The sequence below is a fragment of the Bradyrhizobium sp. USDA 4369 genome, assembly GCF_054056435.1.
This window is the reverse complement of the sequence record NZ_JBSRYH010000001.1, coordinates 322,679-343,328: the sequence shown is the minus strand read 5'-3', so window position 1 is coordinate 343,328 and position 20,650 is coordinate 322,679. Positions and strand designations below refer to the sequence as shown.

Genomic DNA, 20,650 nt, shown 5'->3' with positions numbered 1-20,650 from the left:
GCCGGCGCGCGACAGCGGCGCGAAATGCTGTAGGATGCAGCATCTTCGTTTCAAGGCGCTGGGGCGGTTGCGCGCATGCACACGAAGTCACCTGCTGCGCGCCGCGACGATGACGACGGCGCCGACGAGGCGATGCCGGAGGGCGTGCTGTCCGTCCGACGTTCCGTGCTGACGGCGCTGCTGATCTTCGCGATCACGCATGTGCTGCTGATGGTCGGGGTGGCCGCGCCGTCGAAATTCGTATTCGACGAGGTCCATTACGTGCCGGCGGCGCGGCAGATGCTCGGGCTTGCGCCGGCGGCCCCGCAGCTCAATCCGATGCATCCCTCCCGCTCGCCAAGGAGTTCATCGCGCTGTCGATCAGGACATTCGGCGACAATGCCTTCGCATGGCGCTATCCCGGGACGGTGCTCGGCGCCCTGGCCGTCGTCGCGATCTATCTGTGCGGCCTCGCCCTGTTCGCGGCGCAGCCGGCGGCGCTCGCCGCCGCGCTGCTCGCCCTCATCAATCAGATGCTGTTCGTCCAGGCGCGCACCGCGATGCTCGATATCGGCGCGCTCGCCTTCAGCCTGCTCGGGATTGCGGCGTTCCTGTTCGCCTACAGGCAGCGGCGGCCGCAGCTTCTGTTCGCGATGGCCGGCGCCCTGTTCGGCCTTGCCGTCGCGTGCAAATGGAGCGGGCTGTTCCCGCTTCTGACCGTGCTCGGGATTGTGGGCGTGATCAAGCTGCTGCAGCATTGGCAGACGGCGTTCGGCGACCCGCAGCCGACCGACTGGTATCGGCCGGAGCAATGGCCGGAGTTGAGGGGATGGCATATCCTTCTCTGCCTAGTCGCGATCCCCGCGCTGTGCTATCTTGCCACCTTCGTTCCGCTGCACGGCATGTCGATCCCAGGGATTTTCGACGCGCAGCGACGGATTTTTGCCGACAGCACCACGGCGGCGATCGCGGGCCACACCTATATGAGCGCCTGGCCGAGCTGGCCCTTGCTGATGCGTCCGGTCTGGTTTCTGTTCGACAAGGCCGGAGACAGCGACATCGCGGCCGTGGTGCTGCTTGGCAATCCGCTGGTGCTATGGCCGGCGCTCGTGGCGCTCGCCGTCTGTGCCAGGGATGTCGTGGCGGCGCGCAGCGCGCCGGCGTTCCTGATTCTGGCGTTCTATCTCGGCTGCTATCTGCCCTGGGCGCTGCTGCCGCGGGCGTTGAGCTTTCTGTATTATTACTTGCCGTCGGCGACGCTTACGAGCCTTGCGCTGGTCCATGCGCTGACGCGACTGCCGCGCTGGGCCATCTGGGCCTATGTCGCCGTCGCGACGATCGGATTCCTGGTGATGCTGCCGATCAGCGCCGCCTTCATCGGCACGACGATGCAGGGCTTCAGCCGCCTGATGCTGTTCCAGAGCTGGATCTGACCGCCAACGATACGCTCCGCCTGCCCGGGGGACCATCGGCAGGCGGAGCGCTCTCACTTCGCCGCGGTTTTGGTGTCCATGTTGACGACCTGGACCCGGCGGTTGACCGGATCGGCGGGGTTCGCTGCATCCTTCAGCTTGGTCTTGCCGTAGCCGACGGTCACGAGGTCCTGCCCGGCCAGGCCGAACTTCTCGACCAGATAGCGCTTGAGGGTGTCGGCGCGGCGCTCCGACAGATCCTGATTGAAGCCGTCGCTGCCGATCCCGTCGGTGTGGCCGGCCACCATGAAGGTCGAGCCCTTCAGGTTCGGATCGGACAGCGCCTTGCCGAGTTCCTGCACCGCCTGGATCGAGGTCTTGCTGATCGCGGCCGAGTTGTAGTCGAACTGGATCTCGAGATCGATCTTCGGCTTGGTCGCGGCGATCTCGGCCAGCTGCTCGCGCTCGCCGAGCGACAGCGACCGGGTCTTGCGGTTGCGCATGCTGTCGATGAAGGTCGACTGCTTCGCCTGGGCGGTCGCGTCGATTGGCGGGGCGGCCTGCGGCCCGACGGACAGGCCGCGGGTGGCGGGTTTCGGTTTCAACGCGTTCAGGATCTGATCGGCGGACACGGCTTCGCCGGCGAGAGCGGCACCTGCGCCCATGGCCAGCACGGCAGCCGCCGCGGTCGCTCGCATGGCAAAACGTCCAAAAAATGCGGTCATCGTGGTCATCCTCGGGTGTGCCCTCTGGGCATTGGATGGGGCGACGATAGAATCGGTTCAAAGTTTCGAATGTGATTGATGTCACCCGCCGGCTGGCCTCACGGCCGTGGCCGGGCCGCCGGGCTTGCAAGTTTGTCGCAAAGCGATCGGCCCGGGGCCGGTCCACGAACAACAAATCGGCAAGATGCGGTTCTACCGGATATCCATCGCCGGAAAAAAATCGCAAACCATGGAAAGCGAGGTCGGCAACAAGCATCGAAACAAGAAACGCAACAGAAAAGCAAAGCGCAGCCGTGTTCAACTCATCCCAGAGGCGCGACTATCAATCCCATCGGCCGAGCGGCCAGGACCACGCCGGCTCCACCGGTTCCATGTCGACCCTGATCGGCGCCGGCATCATCGCCGCCGCCATTTTATTGTCGACCCTGATCTCGGCCGTCGGCAATCGCTATATCGGGCTGGAAAGCCCGTCCGAGGACACAGCCTGGCTGGTCGACCGGCTCACCGGCCGCATGTACAAATGTCGTGCGCCCGATCCGGGGCGGGCCAATTGCCGAGCCGAGATCGCCACCGGCAGCATTCCGGACAAGCCCAAGCCGTAGGGGCTGGGCGGATCCGGCGGACGGATTGGACGTTGCGCGGACGCCGCCGAATCTCGCACGATCTCGTGGTCATGCCCGCGCCTTCCTCCCACCATCCGCTGTCCAACACCGCGGCGCGCCGAATCTGGCTGCGCGCCCAGCGCCTCGATACCGAGGCGCCGTTTGGCGCCGGCCCTGCGGCCGTGGCGGCCGCGGTCGCCCATCTCGGCTATGTGCAGATCGACACCATCAACGTGATCGAGCGCTGCCATCACCATATCCTGTTCAGCCGGATCCCCGCTTATCGCCGCGCCGACCTGCGCCAGGCCCAGAGCGCGGACAAGACCGTCTTCGAATATTGGACGCATGCGCTGTCCTACGTTCCGGTGCAGGATTTCCGCTATTTCGTGCCGGCGATGCGGCGTTATCGCCGTGAGGGGCATGGCTGGTTCAAGACGGTGAAGCCCGAGGATATGCGCAAGGTGATGCGCCTGATCCGGCAGGGTGGGGCGCTGACCATCCGCGACATCGACGACGACGTGCTGCAGGAGAAGGACCACGCCTGGGCCAGCCGCAAGCCGTCGAAGCGGGCGCTGCAGCTCGGCTTCTACGAAGGCGTGCTGACCGTGGCGGGGCGCGACGGCATGCTCAAGACCTATGACCTGACGACCCGGCATTTCGGCTGGGAGCGGCTGCCGAAGGGCGCGAGCGAGCGCGAGATCGCCACCTATCTGCTCGACCGCGGCTTGCGCGCGCAGGGCGTCGTCAGCCTCGACTCGCTGTGTCATCTCAACGCCGCGCGCAAGGCCGACGTGCGGCGGGTGATCGACGGCCGGGTGCGGCGCGGCGAGCTGGTGCCGGTCGCGCTGGAGGGCGGCGGCAGACAGGAACACTGGGCCACGCCGGGCGCCTTGGCGGAGGTGATCGAGATCTCACCGGAGCGGGTCCACATCCTCTCGCCGTTCGACCCGCTGATCATCCAGCGCAAGCGGACGCAGGCGATCTTCGGCTACGATCACCGCTTCGAGGCCTATGTCCCGAAGGACAAGCGGCTGTTCGGCTATTTCGCGCTACCGGTGCTGGTCGGCGAGGAGATCGTCGCGGCACTGGACCTCAAGACCGACCGGCAGAACGGCAGGCTGTTGATGCAGCAATGGAGCTGGGTCGGCGCGGGGAAATCGGCGCGGGGCGCCGGACGCAAGGATATGAAGCGGCGCATCGAGGACGAGCTGCACCGGTTCCAGAAGTTCCAGCTTGGAGATTGAGGGCCCGCGCGACGCGCGTTGACGATACCTTCGATGCTGATGCCGAGCAAAATGCCTGCCGCATAGGCCACGATGTTCCACAGCGAGAAGATCCGGCCGAGCAGCAGCGCGCCGGCGAGCGTCGGGCGGAAGCTATCGAGCTAAAGCGAGATGAGATTAAGTTCGATATCCTGAGTTTTTGAGGTAGTTGGCACACTCTTCTGCGGAGAAGGCGTCGAGGGCACCAGCAATTGCGGCGCAAACCGTGTCGACGGTTCGCGCCGCGGCTTTGCGTAGAAGGTGCTTGAGCTTGGCAAAGACCTGTTCGATTGGGTTCAGGTCGGGCGAGTATTTGGGCAAGAAGAAGATCCTGGCTCCTACCGAGCGGATCAATTGGCGGACGGCTTTGCTTTTGTGGCTGCCGAGGTTGTCCAAGATCACGATATCGCCCGGATGAAGGGTCGGCAAAAGAACGTGCTCTACATAGGTGCGAAAGCTTTCGCCGTTGATCGGCCCTTCAATGAACCATGGTGCATCAATGCGGTCGTGGCGCAGTGCCGCCAGAAAGGTCATTGTTTTCCACCGTCCGTGAGGGACTTTGGCGGTCAGCCTGCTACCACGCGGGCTCCATCCTCGCAACGGCGCCATGTCTGTCCTGGTCCAGGTTTCGTCGATAAAGACAAGGCGCGTGGCGTCGATGCGATCTTGATATTTCCTCCATTGCTCTCGTCGCCGCGCCACGTCAGGACGATCGCGTTCGCCAGCCTCCACGCTTTTTTTTGAAGCTGAGCTTCTCGGCATGAACGAATTCCCAGACCGAACGGTAGTCGACTTTCAACCCGCGTTCGGCGAGCTCGGCCACCAGCCCTCTTAAGGTGAAGTCGCTCGCTCTGATTCGCTGTTGCAGCCACGTGGCATGCTCACCCGAGATCGCCTTGGGCTTATGGCCGCCCATCTGGCCAGGTTCGATGCTGCCTGTCTCCTTCTCAAGCCTGGCCCAATTGATCGCTGTGCTGATCGCGACCCCAAACTGCTTGGCCGCCTTATTGCGAGACATCCCGCCCTTGATCGCGGCGACAACCCGCTTTCGAAGGTCCAGAGAATATGGTGCGCCCATCCGTGCTGGCCTCCTTCCCAGCCAACACGGTGAATCAGAAACACGCTGATTTGGGAATCCCAAATCGATTCAGGCTATTCTCATCCCGCTTTAGGGCGTGTGGATCAGCCGGCTGGCTTCGACGAGCACGGCGACCGCAAGCGCCAGCAGGCCGAGCCGGCGCCAGGACCCGCGCGGCAGCAGCGCGACCAGCAGCAGATAGACCATCGCCGCCCACAGCACCGAGCCGCCATATTTGACGACAAAGCCGGGCAGGCCGAGGCCGCGTCCGAAAAAGCGCAAGGCGAGGCCGAGCGCGATCACCAGCAGCACGGCGCCGAGCGCAAAAGCCGGCGCGGCGGCGCGTGTCAGCGACGATCCCGGCCAATGCCAGCGTCATGCGTGCGCCGCGCCCCGGCAATGCGCCCTCGAACTGTGGGATATCGGGTTTTCCGATTGACTTGCCACGACCGATGCTCAACACCGCCCATCAACTACCAAATCCTGCAATGCTCCGGGGAGGAGATCGATGAGTTCGTCCGCCAGCACGCCGGCCGCGCCGGGCCGTTCCGACATCGAGAGCTCGACCATCCGCGCCATCTCCTGGCGGCTCATTCCGTTCCTGGTGCTCGCTTATTTCTTCTCCTATCTCGACCGCGTCAATCTCGGCTTCGCCGCGCTGACCATGAATGCCGAGCTGAAATTCTCGCCGCTGGTGTTCGCCTGGGGCGCCGGCATCTTCTTCATCGGCTATTTCATCTTCGAGGTGCCGAGCAATCTGGCGCTGGAGAAGTTCGGTGCGAGCCGCTGGATCGCGCGCATCATGGTGACCTGGGGCATCATCTCGGCGCTGATGGCGCTGGTCTCGGGCCCGTGGAGCTTTTATGTGCTGCGCTTCCTGCTCGGCGTCGCCGAGGCCGGCTTCTTTCCGGGCATCATCCTCTATCTCACCTACTGGTACCCGGCGCAGTATCGCGCGCGCTTTCTCGCCGCCTTCGCCGTCGCCGTTCCCGTCTCGACGGTGATCGGCGCGCCCGTCTCGGGGCTGCTGCTCGGCATGCACGGCCTGCTGGGGCTGCAGGGCTGGCAGTGGCTGTTCATCATCGAAGGCCTTCCGTCGATCCTGCTCGGCGTCGTCACCTGGTTCTATCTGACCGACCGGCCGGAGCATGCGAACTGGCTGTCGGCGGAGCAGAAGGCCTGGCTCGCCACGCGGCTCGAGGCCGAGACGGCAGCGAAGCAGGCGGCGGGACACATGACGCTCGGCGAGGCGCTGTCGTCGCCCAAGGTGATCGTGCTCAGCCTGATCTATTTCGGCTTCGTCGGCGCGCTCTACGGCATGCAGTTCTGGCTGCCGCAGATCGTCAAGGCGTTTGGCCTGACCAATGTGCAGACCGGCTTCGTCACCGCGATTCCTTACGCGTTCGGTACCGTCGCGATGATCCTGTGGGCGCGGCATTCGGATGCGACGCGCGAGCGCGTGGTCCATGTCGGCGCGCCGCTGATCCTGATCGCGGTGGCGCTGGCCGCATCCAGCATGATCGGCGATCCGACGCTGACCATGGTCGCGCTGACCGTGGCGGCGATCGGCGTGTTCTGCGTGTTCGGTGTGTTCTGGACCTTGCCGACGGCGTGGCTGTCGGGCACCGCCGCGGCCGGCGCCATCGCGCTGATCAACTCGATCGGCAATCTCGCCGGCTTCGGCGGCCCCTATCTGGTGGGCTGGATCAAGGACACGACCGGCTCGACAACGCACGGGCTGCTCGCGCTGTCGGTGCTGCCGCTGATCGCCGGGCTGCTGGTGTTCTTCGGCCGTCACGAGAGCAAGGTCGAGTTCGCCGGGCAGGCCCCGGCGGAGTGAGGCGGGCCCCGAGGCTGCCTGGAGGCGGCCAGCCGGGCCGCGGAGCATGCCAATGATCGCATGTGCTGGGGCCCAGCGGCCGTTGCGGCCGGCTCTCCCATGACCAACTGCGCAACGATTGAGCAGCTGCGGCAACATGTCTTAACGTTCACGAAGTCATGATTGCTGATGATTATTGACAATCGTCACTCGACAATCGACACTCCTTCGCAACAGCAGCAAGGGGTTATATGATGCTCGTTGATCAGGTTTTCTCTAGCTTTTCCAAGCTGTTGAGTGGCGTGGCGCTGGCCGCGATGGCGGTCTCGCTCGCCGGCTGTGACGAAACGGTCGCCCAGAAAGCCGAGCCGATCCGGCCGGTTCTGGTCGCGTCGGTTCATTACGAGGCCGAAACACCGGAGCGCAGCTTCGTGGGCACCATCCGGCCGCGGCGGATCGAGGCCGATATCGGCTTCCGCGTGGCTGGCAAGGTCGCCAGGCGCCTGGTCGAGGTCGGCCAGACCGTGGAGGTCGGCCAGCCCTTGGCCACGCTCGACGAAGTTGATCTCAAGCTGCAGGCCGAGCAGGCCGAGGCCGAATTCCGCGCCGCCACCGGCGTGCTGGCACAGGCTTCCGCTGCCGAGACCCGCGCCAAGGAGCTCCGCATCAAGGGCTGGACCACGGATGCGCAGATGGATCAGGCCAAGGCGTCCGCCGACGAAGCGCGCGCGCGGCTGAACCGGGCCGAGCGCTCGGTCGAATTGACCCGCAATTCGCTGTCCTATGCAACGCTGGTCGCGGATGCGCGTGGCGTGGTGACCGCCAGCATGATCGAGCCGGGCATGGTGGTCGCCGCCGGTCAGGCTGCCATCCGGGTCGCGCGCTTCGCCGAGAAGGAAGCCGTCGTCGCCATCCCGGAGACCCTGCTCGATCGCGCCAAGAACGGGGTCGCGACCGCGTCGCTGTGGTCCGAGGCGGGCAAGACCTACACGGCGCGGCTGCGCGAGATCGCCCCGGCCGCCGATCCCGCGACGCGCACCTATCTCGCCAAATTCTCGCTGCCGGAAGCGACAGATAATGTCTCGCTCGGCATGACCGCAACGCTCACGCTGTCTGATCCCGCCACCACGCGCGTGGCGCGGCTGCCGCTGTCGGCGCTGTTCAGCGACGGCCGCGATCCCTCCCTCTACGTGGTCAACGACAAGGGCGAGGTCACGCTGAAGCCGGTCAAGGTGAAGGCCTATGACAGCAAGGACGTGCTCGTCACGTCAGGCGTCGACGAAGGCGAGAAGGTGGTCGCGCTCGGCGTCCAGAAGATCGATCCCGCGCAGAAGGTGCGCGTCGTCTCTGCGCTGACGTTCTAGCCGATTGCCGCTCCGGGGTAGATGCTCCGCATCTCCCCGGAATGAAGGAAGTAGCTGTCGTCATTGCGAGGAGCAAAGCGACGAAGCAATCCAGACTGCGTCTGCGGAAAGTGTCCTGGATTGCTTCGCTTCGCTCGCAATGACGATCACTGAGAGTGGACTGGACTAGCGATTTTGGATCATCGGGAGCGTGCCATGAAGCGGTTCAACCTGTCGGCCTGGGCGGTCAGTCATCCGCCACTGGTGCTGTTCCTGATCGTGGCGCTCGGCCTGTTCGGGTTCATCTCCTATGAGCGTCTCGGGCGCGCGGAGGATCCGTCCTTCACCGTCAAGGTGGTCAACGTCTCGATGATCTGGCCCGGCGCGACGGCGGCGGAAATGCAGAGCCAGGTCGCGGATCCCATCGAGAAGAAGCTGCAGGAGCTGCCTTATTTCGAGAAGGTGGAGACCTATTCCAAGCCCGCCTTCGCCGCGATGCAGATCACCTTCCGCGACTCGACGCCGCCGAAGGAGGTGCCCTATCTGTTCTACCTCGTCCGCAGGAAGCTCGCGGATGTGCAGGCCTCGCTGCCCTCGGGCGTGCTCGGGCCGTTCGTCAATGACGAGTTTTCCGACGTCGATTCCATCCTGTTCATGATGACCGGCGACGGCGCCGACTACGCCCAGCTGAAGAAGGTCGCCGAAGGCCTGCGCCAGCGCCTGTTGAAGGTCAACGGCGTCACCAAGGTCAATCTCTACGGCACCCAGGACGAGCGCATCTATGTCGAGTTCAGCCATGCCAAGCTGGCGACGCTCGGTCTCACCCCCCAGGCGCTGTTCGACTCGCTCGCCAAGCAGAACAATGTGACGCCGGCCGGCACGGTCGAGACCTCGTCTCAGCGCGTGCCGCTGCGCGTCACCGGGGCGCTCGACGGCGCCAAGGCCGTGGCCGAGACGCCGGTCGAGAGCAATGGCCGCGTGTTCCGGCTCGGCGACATCGCCACCGTCACGCATGGCTTCGTCGATCCGCCGACCTACAAGGTGCATCAGGAGGGCAAGCCGGCGCTCGGCCTCGGTGTCGTCACCGCCAAAGGCGCCAACATCCTCGAACTGGGCAAGGACGTTCACGCCGCCTCCGATGATTTCATGAAGGCGGTGCCGCAGGGCATCGAGCTGAAGCAGATCGCCGATCAGCCCAAGGTGGTCGAGACCGCCGTCGGCGAATTCGTGCATTCCTTTGTCGAGGCGCTGGTCATCGTGCTGTTCGTGTCGTTCCTCGCGCTCGGCTGGCGCACCGGCATCGTGGTGGCGCTATCGGTACCGCTGGTGCTCGGCATCGTCTTCATCGTGATGAGCGCGATGGGGCTCGATCTGCACCGTATCTCGCTCGGCGCGCTGATCATCGCCCTCGGCCTCCTGGTGGACGACGCGATCATCGCGGTCGAGATGATGGTGGTGAAGATGGAGCAGGGCTGGGACCGAGTCCGCGCCGCATCGTTCGCATGGGAGTCCACTGCCTTCCCGATGCTCACGGGAACGCTGGTCACCGCCGCCGGCTTCCTGCCGATCGGCTTCGCCAATTCGGCGGTCGGTGAATACACGGGAAGCATCTTCTGGATCGTCGCCATCTCGCTGGTGGCATCCTGGTTTGTCGCTGTCATCTTCACTCCTTATATCGGCGTGAAGCTGCTGCCGGACATGAAGGCCCATCCTGGTCACGATGAGCATGCGGTCTACGACACCCGCATGTATCGCGGCCTGCGCGCCGTCGTGCGCTGGTGCGTCACGCATCGCATCACCACCGTGGCCGCGACCGTCGGCGTGTTCGTGGCCTCGATCGTCGCCTTCGGCCATGTCCAGCAGCAGTTCTTCCCGCTGTCGGAGCGGCCCGAGCTGTTCCTGCAGCTGCGGCTGCCGGAGGGCACCGCCTTCAACGTCACCGAGAAGGCCGCGCGCAAGGCCGAGGGGTTCTTGAAGGACGACAAGGACATCGAGACCTTCACCTCCTATGTCGGCCAGGGCTCGCCGCGGTTCTGGCTCGGCCTCAATCCGCAACTGCCGAACGAGGCGTTTGCCGAGATCGTGATCGTCGCCAAGGACGTCGCTGCGCGCGAGCGGATCAAGGCCAGGATCGAGGCCGCCGCTGCCAATGGCGAGATCAACGAGGCGCGGGTGCGCGTCGATCGCTTCAACTTCGGCCCGCCCGTCGGCTTCCCCGTGCAGTTCCGGGTGATCGGTCCCGACACCGCCAAGGTTCGCGAGATCGCCTATCAGGTGCGCGATGTCATGCGCCAGAATGCCAATGTGCGGGACCCGCAACTCGACTGGAACGAGCAGTCGCCCTATTTGAAGCTGGTCGTCGACCAGGACCGCGCCCGCGCGATCGGTCTGACGCCGCAGGACGTGTCGCAGTCGCTGGCGATGCTGATCTCGGGCGTGCAGGTGACCACCATCCGCGACGGCATCGAGAAGGTCGGCGTGATCGCGCGGGCCGTGCCGTCCGAGCGGCTCGACCTCGCGGGCGTCGGCGATCTCACCATCACCTCGCGCAACGGCGTCGCCGTGCCGCTGCAGCAGATCGCCAAGATCGAATATTCGCATGAGGAGCCGATCCTGCGGCGGCGCAACCGCGACATGGCGATCACAGTGCGGTCCGACGTCGCCGACGGCGTGCAGGCGCCCGACGTCACCAACCAGATCTGGCCGAAGCTCGCCGAGATTCGCAGTCATCTCGATCCAGCCTACCGCATCGAGATGGGCGGCGCGATCGAGGAGTCGGCCAAGGGCAATGCGTCGATCTTCGTGCTGTTTCCGCTGATGGCCATTGTCATGCTGACCCTGCTGATGATCCAGTTGCAGAGCTTTTCGCGCCTGTTGCTGGTGTTCCTGACGGCACCGCTCGGCATCATCGGCGCATCGTTTGGGCTCAACGTCGCCAGTGCGCCGTTCGGTTTCGTGGCGCTGCTCGGGCTGATCGCGTTGGCCGGGATGATCATGCGCAACACCGTGATCCTGGTCGACCAGATCGAAACCGACGTGGCCTCGGGCCTGACCCGGCGCGAGGCGATCATCGAGGCCACGGTGCGGCGTGCGCGTCCGGTGGTGCTGACCGCGCTGGCCGCGATCCTGGCGATGATCCCGCTGTCGCGTTCCGCGTTCTGGGGGCCGATGGCCATCACCATCATGGGCGGCTTGTTTGTTGCAACCTTCCTCACGCTGCTGTACTTGCCGGGCCTCTATGCCCTATGGTTCCGCAAGAGCCTCGACGAGCGTGGGGCAGCTGCGCGGGATCATTCTGCAGCGCAGCACGTTGATGGACCGGCCCCGGAGCTTCCCATCGCCCAGGCGGCTGAATAAGGACCGACAAGATCGCGAGCATCATGACGCTGGTTTCCGAACATATCGAGCCCGATACGCGCGAACGCATCCTCGTCGTTGCCGAGCGCCTGTTTCGGCAGATCGGCTACCAGAAGACCACTGTCGCCGACATCGCCAAGGAGCTCCGCATGAGCCCGGCGAATGTCTACCGCTTCTTCGACTCCAAGAAGGCCATTCATGAGGGTGTTGCGCGCACGCTGATGAGCCAGGTCGAGGCAGCGGCTCTCGTGATCGCCGATCGGCTCGGCCCGGCCGCACCGCGGCTGCGCGAAATGCTCGGGACCATCCATCGCATGAATACCGAGCGCTATGTCGGTGATTCCAAGCTGCACGAGATGGTCATGGTGGCGATGGAGCAGAGCTGGGAGGTCTGCGAGGCGCATATGCTGCGGATCACCGAGATCATCGGCCGGGTGATCGGGCAGGGCGCCGCGTCGGGCGAGTTCGCGGTCCGCGAGCTGGAGCTGGCGGCAAAATGTGCAACGACGGCCATGATGCGCTTCTTTCATCCTCAGATGATCGCGCAATGTGCGACAAAACCGGGTCCGACGATCGACGAGATGATCGATTTCGTGCTGGCGGGGCTTGGTTCGAAGGACGCCGCAAGCTAAGTTCTGCGTCATTGCGAGCGAAGCGAGGCCATTCAGGATGGCGTTCGCAGCCTGGATCCTTCGTCGCTTGCACTCCTCGCGATGGCGGAAGGGACGGCTGCGTGACTGAACGGGACCTGCATTTCTACGAACCGAAGAACGGCCACGGCCTCAGGCACGATCCCTTCAACGCCATCATCGCACCACGCCCGATCGGCTGGATCTCGTCGCGCGATCCGGACGGTCACGTCAATCTCGCGCCCTACAGCTTCTTCAACGCCTTTAACTACACGCCGCCGATCATCGGCTTTTCGTCGACCAACATGAAGGACTCGACCGCCAATATCCGGGACACCGGCGAGTTCGTCTGGAATCTGGTGACACGCGATCTCGCCACCCAGATGAACGCGACGGCCGCCCATGTTGCGCGCGATGTCGACGAGTTCAAGCTGGCCGGCGTCACGCCGCTGCCGTGCAAATTCGTCAATGTGCCGCGCGTCGGCGAGAGTCCGGTCGCCTTCGAGTGCAAAGTGACGCAGATCGTTCAGCTGCAGGGCGCCGACGGCGCCAAGACCGAAGCCTGGATGACGTTCGGCGAGGTTGTCGGCGTGCACATCGACAAGTCCCTGATCAAGGATGGCGTCTACCAGACCGCGCTCGCGCATCCGATCGTACGCGCTGGCCGTCGCGGCGATTATTTCGAGATCAAGGACGAAGACATGTTCGAGATGATCCGGCCGGACTGACGCCGTCATCGGCGCGCTGCATCCCGACTGAAGTGGAGACCACCTGACGTGACCGAAGCGACCGTCCATGCCGCGTTGTCTGCGCCGACCGAGCCGCGCGGCGATCTCTGCATCCGTACCTTGGCGATGCCGGCCGACACCAACGCCAATGGCGACATCTTCGGCGGCTGGCTGCTCAGCCAGATGGACGTGGGCGGCGGCGTGTTCGCGGCCAAGATCGCGAAGTCCCGCACCGTCACGGTCGCGATCGAGGCGATGAACTTTCGCAAGGCGGTCTATGTCGGCGACCTCGTCTCGGTCTATGCGCATCTGGTCCGCGTCGGGCGCACCTCGCTGACGGTGCGCCTGGAGGCCTGGGTGCTGCGCCGCAGGGAAGAGCAGCCGATCCTGATGACCGACGGCAACTTCACCTACGTCTCGATCGATGATGACGGCCGGCCGCAGCCGGTCAAGCGCGACGGCGCGGCGACGTCGGCTCAGACATGATCCGGAAAGTGGAAACCGGCTTTCCGAAAAGATCATCATCGCGGCGTGCGGCCAATTGACCGAAGCAGCAGCCGCTGTTTCGGCCGGGTGCGTTGCGAGATCATTCAGTCAACAGTCGTTGTCACGAACCGGGCGTCGATCAAACATAGGATCGACAGAATCGCCTGTTGAATTCCGCGTCATGGACCTCCGCTACGGAGCATCGCAGGAACATTCCTGGTCGGGCTCCGTTATACGCCCCGGAATGAACGACGGGATTTCGCAATGTCCGACACCTATATCATCGAGGTCAGCTCCCAGGCGGCGGGGATCGTCGTGCGGGATCGCGGCGGCTTCCGTTTCTTTGCGGCGTCGCACCGTTTCAATGCGCTCGAGGGCCAGGTGTTTCGCAACGCGCGCGAGGCCGAGCGCGCCGCGATTCGTCTCGTCAGCGGCGAGTTGAGCGCGGCCGCCTGACCTGTCGCGTGACGGGCGCGTCAGTCTTCCGCTGACGACTCGTAGGGAATGCCGCGTTGCACATGCGTCAAGCCGTCATTGCTGCAGTGCGCTTGAACGCCTCGCCGATTGACCCTTGACTCGATCACCATCACCATGGTGCAGCTTGTCCTGAAAGCTTGCCATGGCCGTTCTCTCCCAGCGCCAGACCGACATTCTCAACATCGCGCGCGCCTCCGGCCGCGTCATGGTGGAAGATCTCGCGCGCCGTTTCGAAGTCTCGGCGCAGACGATTCGCAAGGATCTGAACGATCTCTGCGAGCAGCGCGCGCTGACGCGCATCCATGGCGGCGCCATCATCGCGTCGGGGGTCGAGAACCTCGCTTATGAAGCGCGGCGCTTCGTCGCGGCGGACGAGAAGAAGGCGATCGGGACGGTTGCTGCGGCGCGCATTCCCAACGGCTCGTCGCTCTTCATCAACATCGGCACCACCACTGAGGAGGTGGCGAGCGCGCTGTCGTCGCATCAGGATCTGCTGGTCATCACCAACAATCTGAATGTCGCGATGCTGCTCTATCCGCATCCGCGCATCGAGGTGATCGTGGCTGGCGGCACAGTGCGGCGCTCGGATGGTGGCGTGGTCGGCTCGACGGCGACGCAACTGATTGGCCAGTTCAAGGTCGACTACGCGATCATCGGCGCCTCGGCGATCGACGAGGAGGGCGCGCTGCTCGACTTCGACTATCGCGAGGTGCAGGTGGCGCAGGCCATCATCGCCAATGCGCGCAGCGTGATGCTGGTGGCGGATTCCACCAAGCTGCATCGCAGTGCCCCGGTGCGCATCGCCCATCTCAGCCAGATCCAGACCTTCGTCACCGATCGTCCGTTGCCCGATGGGCTCGCCAGCCTCTGCCACAGCCGCGGCATCGAGGTGGTCTCGGCGATGCCGGCCGACGAGGCGGAGGAGGCCGCAGACGCGGCCGAAACAGCCAACCCGGCGGCACTCCGCCGCGCCTGACCCCCGCGCTGATTCCGCTGATTCCACAGGCTGTTTGGGCCGAGATTGGGCACGTTATGCCCAATCTCGGCCCAATATGCGTTTTTCGATTTGCTTTCACTTTCGTTTGTGTTTAACTCGAAAGCGAAAGTGAAATCGCCGCGGTCAAGGCGATTGACGGGGGATGCGTCTGTTGGAGCGGATCTACGACCTCGCCATTGTCGGAGGCGGCGTGAATGGCTGCGGCATCGCGCGCGATGCGGCCGGACGCGGAAATTCCGTTTTTCTGTGTGAGATGAACGATCTGGCGAGCGGAACCTCGTCCTGGTCGACCAAGCTCGTGCACGGCGGCTTACGCTATCTCGAATATTACGAATTCCGCCTGGTGCGCGAGGCGCTGATCGAGCGCGAGATCCTCTGGCAGATCGCGCCCCACATCATCCGCCCGCTGCGTTTCGTGCTGCCGCATCATTCCGGCCTGCGCCCGGCCTGGCTGCTGCGGCTCGGCCTGTTCCTCTACGACCATCTCGGCGGCCGCAAGCTGCTGCCTCCGACACGCTCGGTGAATCTGCGCAGCGATGAGGTCGGCCGTCCGCTGATCGCCGGACGCTATTCCACCGGTTTCGAATATTCCGACTGCTTTGTCGACGATGCGCGTCTGGTCGTGCTGACCGCGCGCGATGCTGCCGACCGCGGGGCCGTCATCCGCACGCGCACGCGGGCGACCGCGATCCGGCAGGACGGCAGCAACTGGCTTGTCACAACCGAGAACACCCAGACCGGCGAGCGCGAGACCATCAAGGCGCGTGCGCTGGTCAATGCCGCCGGCCCGTGGGTGGAGCAGGTGCTTTCGACCGGCGCCGGTGTCAATGCAAAAGCGAAAGTGCGCCTGGTGCAGGGCTCGCATATCGTGGTGCGCAAGCTCTACAATCACGACCGCGCCTACATCTTCCAGAATGCCGACGGCCGCATCATCTTCGCGATTCCGTACCAGCAGGATTTCACGCTGATCGGCACCACCGATCGCGACTATCAGGGCGATCCGGCCAAGGTGAAGGCGACCGACGAGGAGATCGCCTATCTCTGCGCCGCGCTCGGCGAGTACATCGCCAAGCCGGTGGCGCCGGCTGACGTGGTGTGGAGCTATTCCGGCGTGCGCCCGCTGTATGACGACGGCGCCAGCGAGGCCAAGGCGGCGACGCGCGACTACGTGTTCGAGCTCGATACGCCCGGCGGCCTGCCGCTGCTCTCGATCTATGGTGGCAAGATCACCACCTACCGGCGACTGTCGGAAGAGGCGCTGGAGCGCCTGGCGCCGTATCTGAAGGGCGCGAAGGCGGACGAAGGCTGGACCGGCAAGGCCGCGCTGCCCGGCGGCGACATGCAGGTGCAGGCCGTCGCCACGTTGGTCGCCGATCTCAGCAAGACCTATCCGTTCCTTTCGGATGCACATGCGAAGCGCATCGCGCATGCCTATGGTACGCGGGCTAAGACCATGCTCGCGGGTGCGACATCTTTGGCCGATCTCGGCCAGGACTTCGGTGGCACCTTGACGGAGCGCGAAGTCAGGTACCTGATGACGAATGAGTGGGCGTTGACGGCCGAGGACATTGTGTGGCGGCGATCGAAGCTGGGGTTGCGAATGTCGGCGGCTGAGATCGCAGCGCTCGATGCGTGGATCACAGCCCACCGCGAGCGCACTGCCGTGACGGCGCGTGAAGCCGGGGGACGCGCATGAGCGTCACGCTCGATCACGTCTCCCGGGTCGTCGACGGCGTCACGACCATTCGAGACGTTGCGCTGACCCTGGAGCGCGGCACGCTGAGCGTGCTGCTCGGCCCGACTCTGTCCGGCAAGACCTCGATCATGCGTTTGCTCGCCGGGCTCGACAAGCCGACCACCGGCCGCGTGCTGGTCGACGGCAAGGACGTCACCGGGGCCGACGTGCGGCAGCGCTCGGTCGCGATGGTCTATCAGCAGTTCATCAACTATCCCTCGCTCACGGTGTACGAGAACATCGCCTCGCCGCTGCGCGTGCAGGGCAAGCCGCGCGAGGAGATCGAGAAGCGCGTGGCCGAGGCCGCGAGGCTGCTGCGGCTCGAGCCCTATCTGAAGCGCACCCCGCTGCAGCTCTCCGGCGGCCAGCAGCAGCGTACCGCGATCGCCCGCGCGCTGGTGAAGGGCGCCGATCTCGTGCTGCTCGACGAGCCGCTGGCCAATCTCGACTACAAGCTGCGCGAGGAGCTGCGCGCCGAGCTGCCGCGCATCTTCGAGGCGTCGGGGGCGATCTTCGTCTATGCGACCACTGAGCCGTCGGAGGCGCTGCTCCTGGGCGGCCGCACCGTGTGCATGTGGGAAGGTCAGGCGCTGCAGGCCGGCGATACCGCCAACGTCTACCGCCGTCCGGACACGTTGCGCGTCGGGCAGGTGTTCTCCGATCCGCCGATGAATGTCGTCGAGATCCAGAAGCGCGGCGACAGCGTGCATTATGCTGGCGGCGTCAAGGCGCCAGCGGCCGGCCTCTATGCCGATCTGCCGGAGGGCTCCTATCGCGTCGGCTTCCGGCCGCATCAGCTCGGACTGGCCAAGGGCGACGGCAGCCATGGCCGTCATGCCTTTCCAGCGACCGTCTCGGTCACCGAGATCACGGGATCGGAGAGCTTCGTGCATCTGACCCGCGACGGCATGAACTGGGTCGCCGTGCTGCACGGCGTCCATGAATACGAGCCCGGCGAGATTCTCGATGCCGTGCTCGATCCCGCCAATATCTTCGTGTTCGACGCCGGCGACCGCCTGGTCGCGGCACCCAGCAGCCTGTGAGGGAGATGCCGCATGGCCCGCATTGACCTCGTCGATCTCGCGCAATCCTATCACGGCAACGACGCCGACATCGAAAGCTTCGCGCTGAAGCCGGTGACGATGACCTGGCGGCAGGGCGGCGCCTACGCGCTGCTCGGTCCGTCCGGTTGCGGCAAGACCACGCTGTTGAACCTGATCTCCGGGATCCTGACGCCATCGCGCGGCAAGATCCTGTTCGACGGCACCGACATCACCCACCGCACCACCCGCGAGCGCAACATCGCCCAGGTGTTTCAATTCCCGGTGATCTACGACACCATGACGGTCGGCGAGAATCTCGCATTTCCGCTGAAGAACCGCGGCGTGCCCAAAGCCGAGATCGACAAGCGCGTCGCCGAGATCGCGCGGTTGCTCGATCTGACGCCGGACCTCAACCGCAAGGCGACGCGGCTTACCGCGGACGCCAAGCAGAAGATCTCGCTCGGCCGCGGGCTGGTGCGCTCGGATGTCGCCGCCGTGCTGTTCGACGAGCCGCTGACGGTGATCGATCCCGAGCTGAAATGGCAGCTGCGCTCGAAGCTCAAGGCGCTGCATCGCGAGCTCGATTTGACGATGATCTACGTCACGCACGACCAGACCGAGGCGCTGACCTTCGCCGACACGGTCGTCGTGATGCATGACGGCCGCGTCGTGCAGAGCGGTACGCCGGCCGAGCTGTTCGACAAGCCGGCGCACACGTTCGTCGGCTATTTCATCGGCTCGCCCGGCATGAACATTCTCGCCGCCGAGGTGAAGGGCCGTGAGGCCCGCATTGCCGGTCACACGCTGTCGCTGGCACGCAGCTATGATGCGCTGCCGGCCGGCGCCAAGATCGAGATCGGGGTGCGGCCGGAATTCGTCGATGTCGCAGAGCCGGGACCGGGCCTGCTCGATGCCAATATCGAACGCGTCGACGATCTCGGCCGCATCCGCTTCGCGCGGGTCCGGGTCGGCGATGTCAAGTTTGCCGCGCGCCTGCCGGCCGGCGTCTCGCCGCAGGGCTCGGCGATCGGGCTGAAGTTCAACCCGGCCTATGTCCACGTCTATGCCGACAGCCGTCTCGTCGAGGGAGCCTGAGAGATGGACAAGACCATCAACAACAAGGCCTGGTTCCTGGTCCTGCCGGTGTTCCTGCTGGTCGCGTTCTCCGCGATCCTGCCGCTGATGACGGTCGTGAACTATTCGATGCAGGACACGTTCGGCAACAACCAGTTCTTCTGGAACGGCGTCGGCTGGTTCAAGGAGCTGCTCGATCCTTCGACCGATCTCGGCGGCCGCTTCCTGGCCTCGCTCGGCCGCAACCTGATCTTCTCGCTCGCCATCCTGGCCATCGAGGTGCCGCTCGGCATCGTCGTGGCGCTGTCGATGCCGCGCGACGGCTGGACCGTCGCCTTCTGCCTCGTCGTTCTGGCGCTGCCATTGCTGATCCCGTGGAACGTGGTCGGCACCATCTGGCAGATCTTCGGCCGCTCCGACATCGGTCTGCTCGGCTATACGCTCAACGCCATCGGCCTGGACTACAATTACGTCTCCAACGACGCCGATGCCTGGGCCACCGTCATCGTCATGGATGTGTGGCACTGGACCAGCCTGGTGGCGCTGTTGTGCTATGCCGGCCTGAAATCGATCCCCGACGCCTATTACCAGGCGGCGCAGATCGACGGCGCGTCGCGCTGGGCGGTGTTCACCGCGATCCAGCTGCCCAAGATGCATCGCGTGCTGCTGATCGCCGTGCTGCTGCGCTTCATGGACAGCTTCATGATCTATACCGAGCCGTTCGTCGTAACCGGCGGCGGGCCGGGCAATTCGACGACCTTCATCTCGATCGAGCTCGTCAAGATTGCGCTCGGCCAGTTCGACCTCGGCAAGGCGGCCGCGCTGTCGCTGGTCTATAATCTGATTATCCTGATCGTGTGCTGGGTGTTCTACACCATCATGACCAATGCCGGCGCCGAGCGCCGGCCGGCCGAAGGGGGCGCGTGATGAACACGATTCCGGGCCGTCGCGTCATCATGGCGGTGTTCCTGGTCTTCCTGCTGTTGCCGATCTATTGGCTCGTCAACATGAGCTTCAAGACCAACAACGAGATCGTCACGACGATGACGCTGTGGCCGCATCAGCCGACGATCGCGAACTACATGCGGATCTTCACCGACGAGAGCTGGTATTCCGGCTACATCAACTCGCTGAAATACGTCATCCTCAACACGGTGATCTCGATCCTGGTGGCGCTGCCGGCGGCCTACGCGTTCTCGCGCTACCGCTTCCTCGGCGACAAGCATCTGTTCTTCTGGCTGTTGTCGAACCGCATGGCGCCGGCCGCGGTCTATGCGCTGCCGTTCTTCAACCTCTATTCGGCGATCGGCCTGTTCGATACGCCCTGGGCGGTGGCGCTGGCGCATTGCATCTTCAATATTCCCCTGGCGGTCTGGATCCTCGAGGGCTTCGTGTCGTCGGTGCCGCGCGAGATCGACGAAACCGCCTTCCTCGACGGCTACTCGTTCCCGCGCTTCTTCGTGAAGATTCTGGTGCCGCTGATCGCGAGCGGCATCGGCGTCGCCGCCTTCTTCTGCTTCATGTTCTCCTGGGTCGAGCTCTTGCTCGCGCGCACGTTGACTTCGGTCGATGCCAAGCCGATCTCGGCGGTGATGACCCGCACCGTCTCGGCGTCCGGCATGGATTGGGGCCTGCTGGCGGCCGCCGGCGTGCTCACGATCATCCCCGGCGCGCTCGTCATCTGGTTCGTCCGCAATTACATCGCGCGCGGCTTCGCGCTGGGACGGGTGTGATGATGGGGGGCGGTCGCAGCCACGGCTTCGCTGTGCTCCCTCCCCCCTTGCGGGGGAGGGGCGGGGAGGGGGATACCCCTCGGGCGGTCTTCGTGCGGACCCCCACCCCCGACCACTCCCCGCAAGGGGGAGGGGAGTGCATCGTTTTCGGCGCTGCAGCTCGGTCATCAT

Annotated in this window: 18 protein-coding genes and 3 pseudogenes; 16 read left to right on the top strand and 5 right to left on the bottom strand. The window is 64.8% G+C overall.

Annotated elements, in window-relative coordinates:
- Nucleotides 1-87: 87 nt before the first annotated feature.
- Nucleotides 88-258 (bottom strand): hypothetical protein, encoded by a 171-nt coding sequence (locus tag ACVIJ6_RS01590; RefSeq protein ID WP_456777176.1) that lies wholly within the window; start codon nucleotides 256-258, stop codon nucleotides 88-90.
- Here ACVIJ6_RS01590 and ACVIJ6_RS01585 point away from each other — a divergent pair.
- A pseudogene (locus ACVIJ6_RS01585) lies at nucleotides 211-1,412 on the top strand (phospholipid carrier-dependent glycosyltransferase). The gene ACVIJ6_RS01590 and the pseudogene ACVIJ6_RS01585 overlap by 48 nt on opposite strands.
- 53 nt (nucleotides 1,413-1,465) lie before the next feature.
- Here ACVIJ6_RS01585 and ACVIJ6_RS01580 read toward each other — a convergent pair.
- On the bottom strand, nucleotides 1,466-2,116 hold the full coding sequence (locus tag ACVIJ6_RS01580; protein WP_456771186.1) for an OmpA family protein: 651 nt from the start codon (nucleotides 2,114-2,116) through the stop codon (nucleotides 1,466-1,468).
- Between the two features lie 371 nt (nucleotides 2,117-2,487).
- Here ACVIJ6_RS01580 and ACVIJ6_RS01575 point away from each other — a divergent pair, with 371 nt between their 5' ends.
- The gene (locus tag ACVIJ6_RS01575; protein WP_012042417.1) at nucleotides 2,488-2,718 is read left to right on the top strand and encodes a hypothetical protein; all 231 of its coding nucleotides are present in this window, start codon (nucleotides 2,488-2,490) and stop codon (nucleotides 2,716-2,718) included.
- Between the two features lie 71 nt (nucleotides 2,719-2,789).
- Nucleotides 2,790-3,962: a winged helix-turn-helix domain-containing protein gene (locus tag ACVIJ6_RS01570; protein WP_456771185.1), complete on the top strand. Its 1,173-nt coding sequence runs from the start codon at nucleotides 2,790-2,792 to the stop codon at nucleotides 3,960-3,962.
- A 23-nt stretch (nucleotides 3,963-3,985) separates the two neighbouring features.
- Here ACVIJ6_RS01570 and ACVIJ6_RS01565 read toward each other — a convergent pair.
- The 3 genes and pseudogenes from ACVIJ6_RS01565 to ACVIJ6_RS01555 all read right to left on the bottom strand — a co-directional run.
- A pseudogene (locus ACVIJ6_RS01565) lies at nucleotides 3,986-4,102 on the bottom strand (DUF2809 domain-containing protein); the annotation flags it as partial.
- A gap of 16 nt (nucleotides 4,103-4,118) precedes the next feature.
- Nucleotides 4,119-5,058, bottom strand: a protein-coding gene (locus tag ACVIJ6_RS01560) for an IS630 family transposase (RefSeq protein ID WP_456771184.1) whose coding sequence is annotated in 2 segments (ribosomal slippage) — nucleotides 4,119-4,721 and nucleotides 4,723-5,058 — 939 coding nt in all. Because the reading frame shifts where the segments join, the coding sequence is not laid out codon by codon here.
- Between the two features lie 93 nt (nucleotides 5,059-5,151).
- A pseudogene (locus tag ACVIJ6_RS01555) lies at nucleotides 5,152-5,409 on the bottom strand (DUF2809 domain-containing protein); the annotation flags it as partial.
- Between the two features lie 157 nt (nucleotides 5,410-5,566).
- On the opposite strand from ACVIJ6_RS01555, the gene ACVIJ6_RS01550 reads away from it, so the two are divergent.
- The 13 genes from ACVIJ6_RS01550 to ACVIJ6_RS01490 all read left to right on the top strand — a co-directional run bounded on the left by ACVIJ6_RS01550 (nucleotide 5,567) and on the right by ACVIJ6_RS01490 (nucleotide 20,479).
- Entirely contained in the window at nucleotides 5,567-6,898 is a 1,332-nt protein-coding gene (locus tag ACVIJ6_RS01550; protein WP_456771183.1) for an MFS transporter, read from the top strand.
- A 233-nt stretch (nucleotides 6,899-7,131) separates the two neighbouring features.
- A complete protein-coding gene (locus ACVIJ6_RS01545) occupies nucleotides 7,132-8,241 on the top strand; it encodes an efflux RND transporter periplasmic adaptor subunit (protein WP_456771182.1) in 1,110 nt (369 codons plus the stop codon).
- A gap of 195 nt (nucleotides 8,242-8,436) precedes the next feature.
- Nucleotides 8,437-11,577 carry an efflux RND transporter permease subunit gene (locus ACVIJ6_RS01540; protein WP_456771181.1) on the top strand — a complete coding sequence of 1,047 codons (3,141 nt, stop codon included), beginning with the start codon at nucleotides 8,437-8,439 and terminating at the stop codon, nucleotides 11,575-11,577.
- 23 nt (nucleotides 11,578-11,600) lie between these two features.
- Nucleotides 11,601-12,209 carry a TetR/AcrR family transcriptional regulator gene (locus tag ACVIJ6_RS01535; RefSeq protein ID WP_456771180.1) on the top strand — a complete coding sequence of 203 codons (609 nt, stop codon included), beginning with the start codon at nucleotides 11,601-11,603 and terminating at the stop codon, nucleotides 12,207-12,209.
- 101 nt (nucleotides 12,210-12,310) lie between these two features.
- Nucleotides 12,311-12,934 carry a flavin reductase family protein gene (locus ACVIJ6_RS01530; RefSeq protein WP_456771179.1) on the top strand — a complete coding sequence of 208 codons (624 nt, stop codon included), beginning with the start codon at nucleotides 12,311-12,313 and terminating at the stop codon, nucleotides 12,932-12,934.
- Nucleotides 12,935-12,982: 48 nt separating this feature from the next.
- The gene (locus tag ACVIJ6_RS01525) at nucleotides 12,983-13,420 is read left to right on the top strand and encodes an acyl-CoA thioesterase (protein WP_456771178.1); all 438 of its coding nucleotides are present in this window, start codon (nucleotides 12,983-12,985) and stop codon (nucleotides 13,418-13,420) included.
- 264 nt (nucleotides 13,421-13,684) lie between these two features.
- A complete protein-coding gene (locus ACVIJ6_RS01520) occupies nucleotides 13,685-13,876 on the top strand; it encodes a hypothetical protein (RefSeq protein ID WP_012042427.1) in 192 nt (63 codons plus the stop codon).
- Between the two features lie 163 nt (nucleotides 13,877-14,039).
- Nucleotides 14,040-14,873 (top strand): DeoR/GlpR family DNA-binding transcription regulator, encoded by an 834-nt coding sequence (locus ACVIJ6_RS01515; protein WP_456771177.1) that lies wholly within the window; start codon nucleotides 14,040-14,042, stop codon nucleotides 14,871-14,873.
- A 163-nt stretch (nucleotides 14,874-15,036) separates the two neighbouring features.
- Nucleotides 15,037-16,590, top strand: coding sequence for a glycerol-3-phosphate dehydrogenase (gene glpD / locus ACVIJ6_RS01510; RefSeq protein ID WP_456771176.1), 1,554 nt, complete (start codon nucleotides 15,037-15,039; stop codon nucleotides 16,588-16,590).
- Nucleotides 16,587-17,672, top strand: a complete 1,086-nt coding sequence (locus tag ACVIJ6_RS01505) for an ABC transporter ATP-binding protein (RefSeq protein ID WP_456771175.1) — start codon at nucleotides 16,587-16,589, stop codon at nucleotides 17,670-17,672. The genes glpD and ACVIJ6_RS01505 overlap by 4 nt, the downstream gene beginning before the upstream one ends.
- Nucleotides 17,673-17,684: 12 nt before the next feature.
- Complete coding sequence (locus ACVIJ6_RS01500; protein WP_012042431.1) at nucleotides 17,685-18,767, top strand: ABC transporter ATP-binding protein; 1,083 nt, start codon at nucleotides 17,685-17,687, stop codon at nucleotides 18,765-18,767.
- Nucleotides 18,768-18,770: 3 nt separating this feature from the next.
- Nucleotides 18,771-19,673, top strand: a complete 903-nt coding sequence (locus ACVIJ6_RS01495) for a carbohydrate ABC transporter permease (protein ID WP_456771174.1) — start codon at nucleotides 18,771-18,773, stop codon at nucleotides 19,671-19,673.
- Nucleotides 19,673-20,479: a carbohydrate ABC transporter permease gene (locus ACVIJ6_RS01490; protein WP_012042433.1), complete on the top strand. Its 807-nt coding sequence runs from the start codon at nucleotides 19,673-19,675 to the stop codon at nucleotides 20,477-20,479. Before ACVIJ6_RS01495 ends, ACVIJ6_RS01490 begins: the two co-directional genes overlap by 1 nt.
- Nucleotides 20,480-20,650: the final 171 nt, after the last annotated feature.

Coding starts and splice junctions, on each gene's coding strand:
- ACVIJ6_RS01590 (WP_456777176.1), bottom strand. CDS start 258: ATGGACCTCGTCGAATACGAATTTCGACGGCGCGGCCACCCCGACCAT.
- ACVIJ6_RS01580 (WP_456771186.1), bottom strand. CDS start 2,116: ATGACCGCATTTTTTGGACGTTTTGCCATGCGAGCGACCGCGGCGGCT.
- ACVIJ6_RS01575 (WP_012042417.1), top strand. CDS start 2,488: ATGTCGACCCTGATCGGCGCCGGCATCATCGCCGCCGCCATTTTATTG.
- ACVIJ6_RS01570 (WP_456771185.1), top strand. CDS start 2,790: ATGCCCGCGCCTTCCTCCCACCATCCGCTGTCCAACACCGCGGCGCGC.
- ACVIJ6_RS01550 (WP_456771183.1), top strand. CDS start 5,567: ATGAGTTCGTCCGCCAGCACGCCGGCCGCGCCGGGCCGTTCCGACATC.
- ACVIJ6_RS01545 (WP_456771182.1), top strand. CDS start 7,132: ATGCTCGTTGATCAGGTTTTCTCTAGCTTTTCCAAGCTGTTGAGTGGC.
- ACVIJ6_RS01540 (WP_456771181.1), top strand. CDS start 8,437: ATGAAGCGGTTCAACCTGTCGGCCTGGGCGGTCAGTCATCCGCCACTG.
- ACVIJ6_RS01535 (WP_456771180.1), top strand. CDS start 11,601: ATGACGCTGGTTTCCGAACATATCGAGCCCGATACGCGCGAACGCATC.
- ACVIJ6_RS01520 (WP_012042427.1), top strand. CDS start 13,685: ATGTCCGACACCTATATCATCGAGGTCAGCTCCCAGGCGGCGGGGATC.
- ACVIJ6_RS01515 (WP_456771177.1), top strand. CDS start 14,040: ATGGCCGTTCTCTCCCAGCGCCAGACCGACATTCTCAACATCGCGCGC.
- glpD (WP_456771176.1), top strand. CDS start 15,037: ATGCGTCTGTTGGAGCGGATCTACGACCTCGCCATTGTCGGAGGCGGC.
- ACVIJ6_RS01505 (WP_456771175.1), top strand. CDS start 16,587: ATGAGCGTCACGCTCGATCACGTCTCCCGGGTCGTCGACGGCGTCACG.
- ACVIJ6_RS01500 (WP_012042431.1), top strand. CDS start 17,685: ATGGCCCGCATTGACCTCGTCGATCTCGCGCAATCCTATCACGGCAAC.
- ACVIJ6_RS01495 (WP_456771174.1), top strand. CDS start 18,771: ATGGACAAGACCATCAACAACAAGGCCTGGTTCCTGGTCCTGCCGGTG.
- ACVIJ6_RS01490 (WP_012042433.1), top strand. CDS start 19,673: ATGAACACGATTCCGGGCCGTCGCGTCATCATGGCGGTGTTCCTGGTC.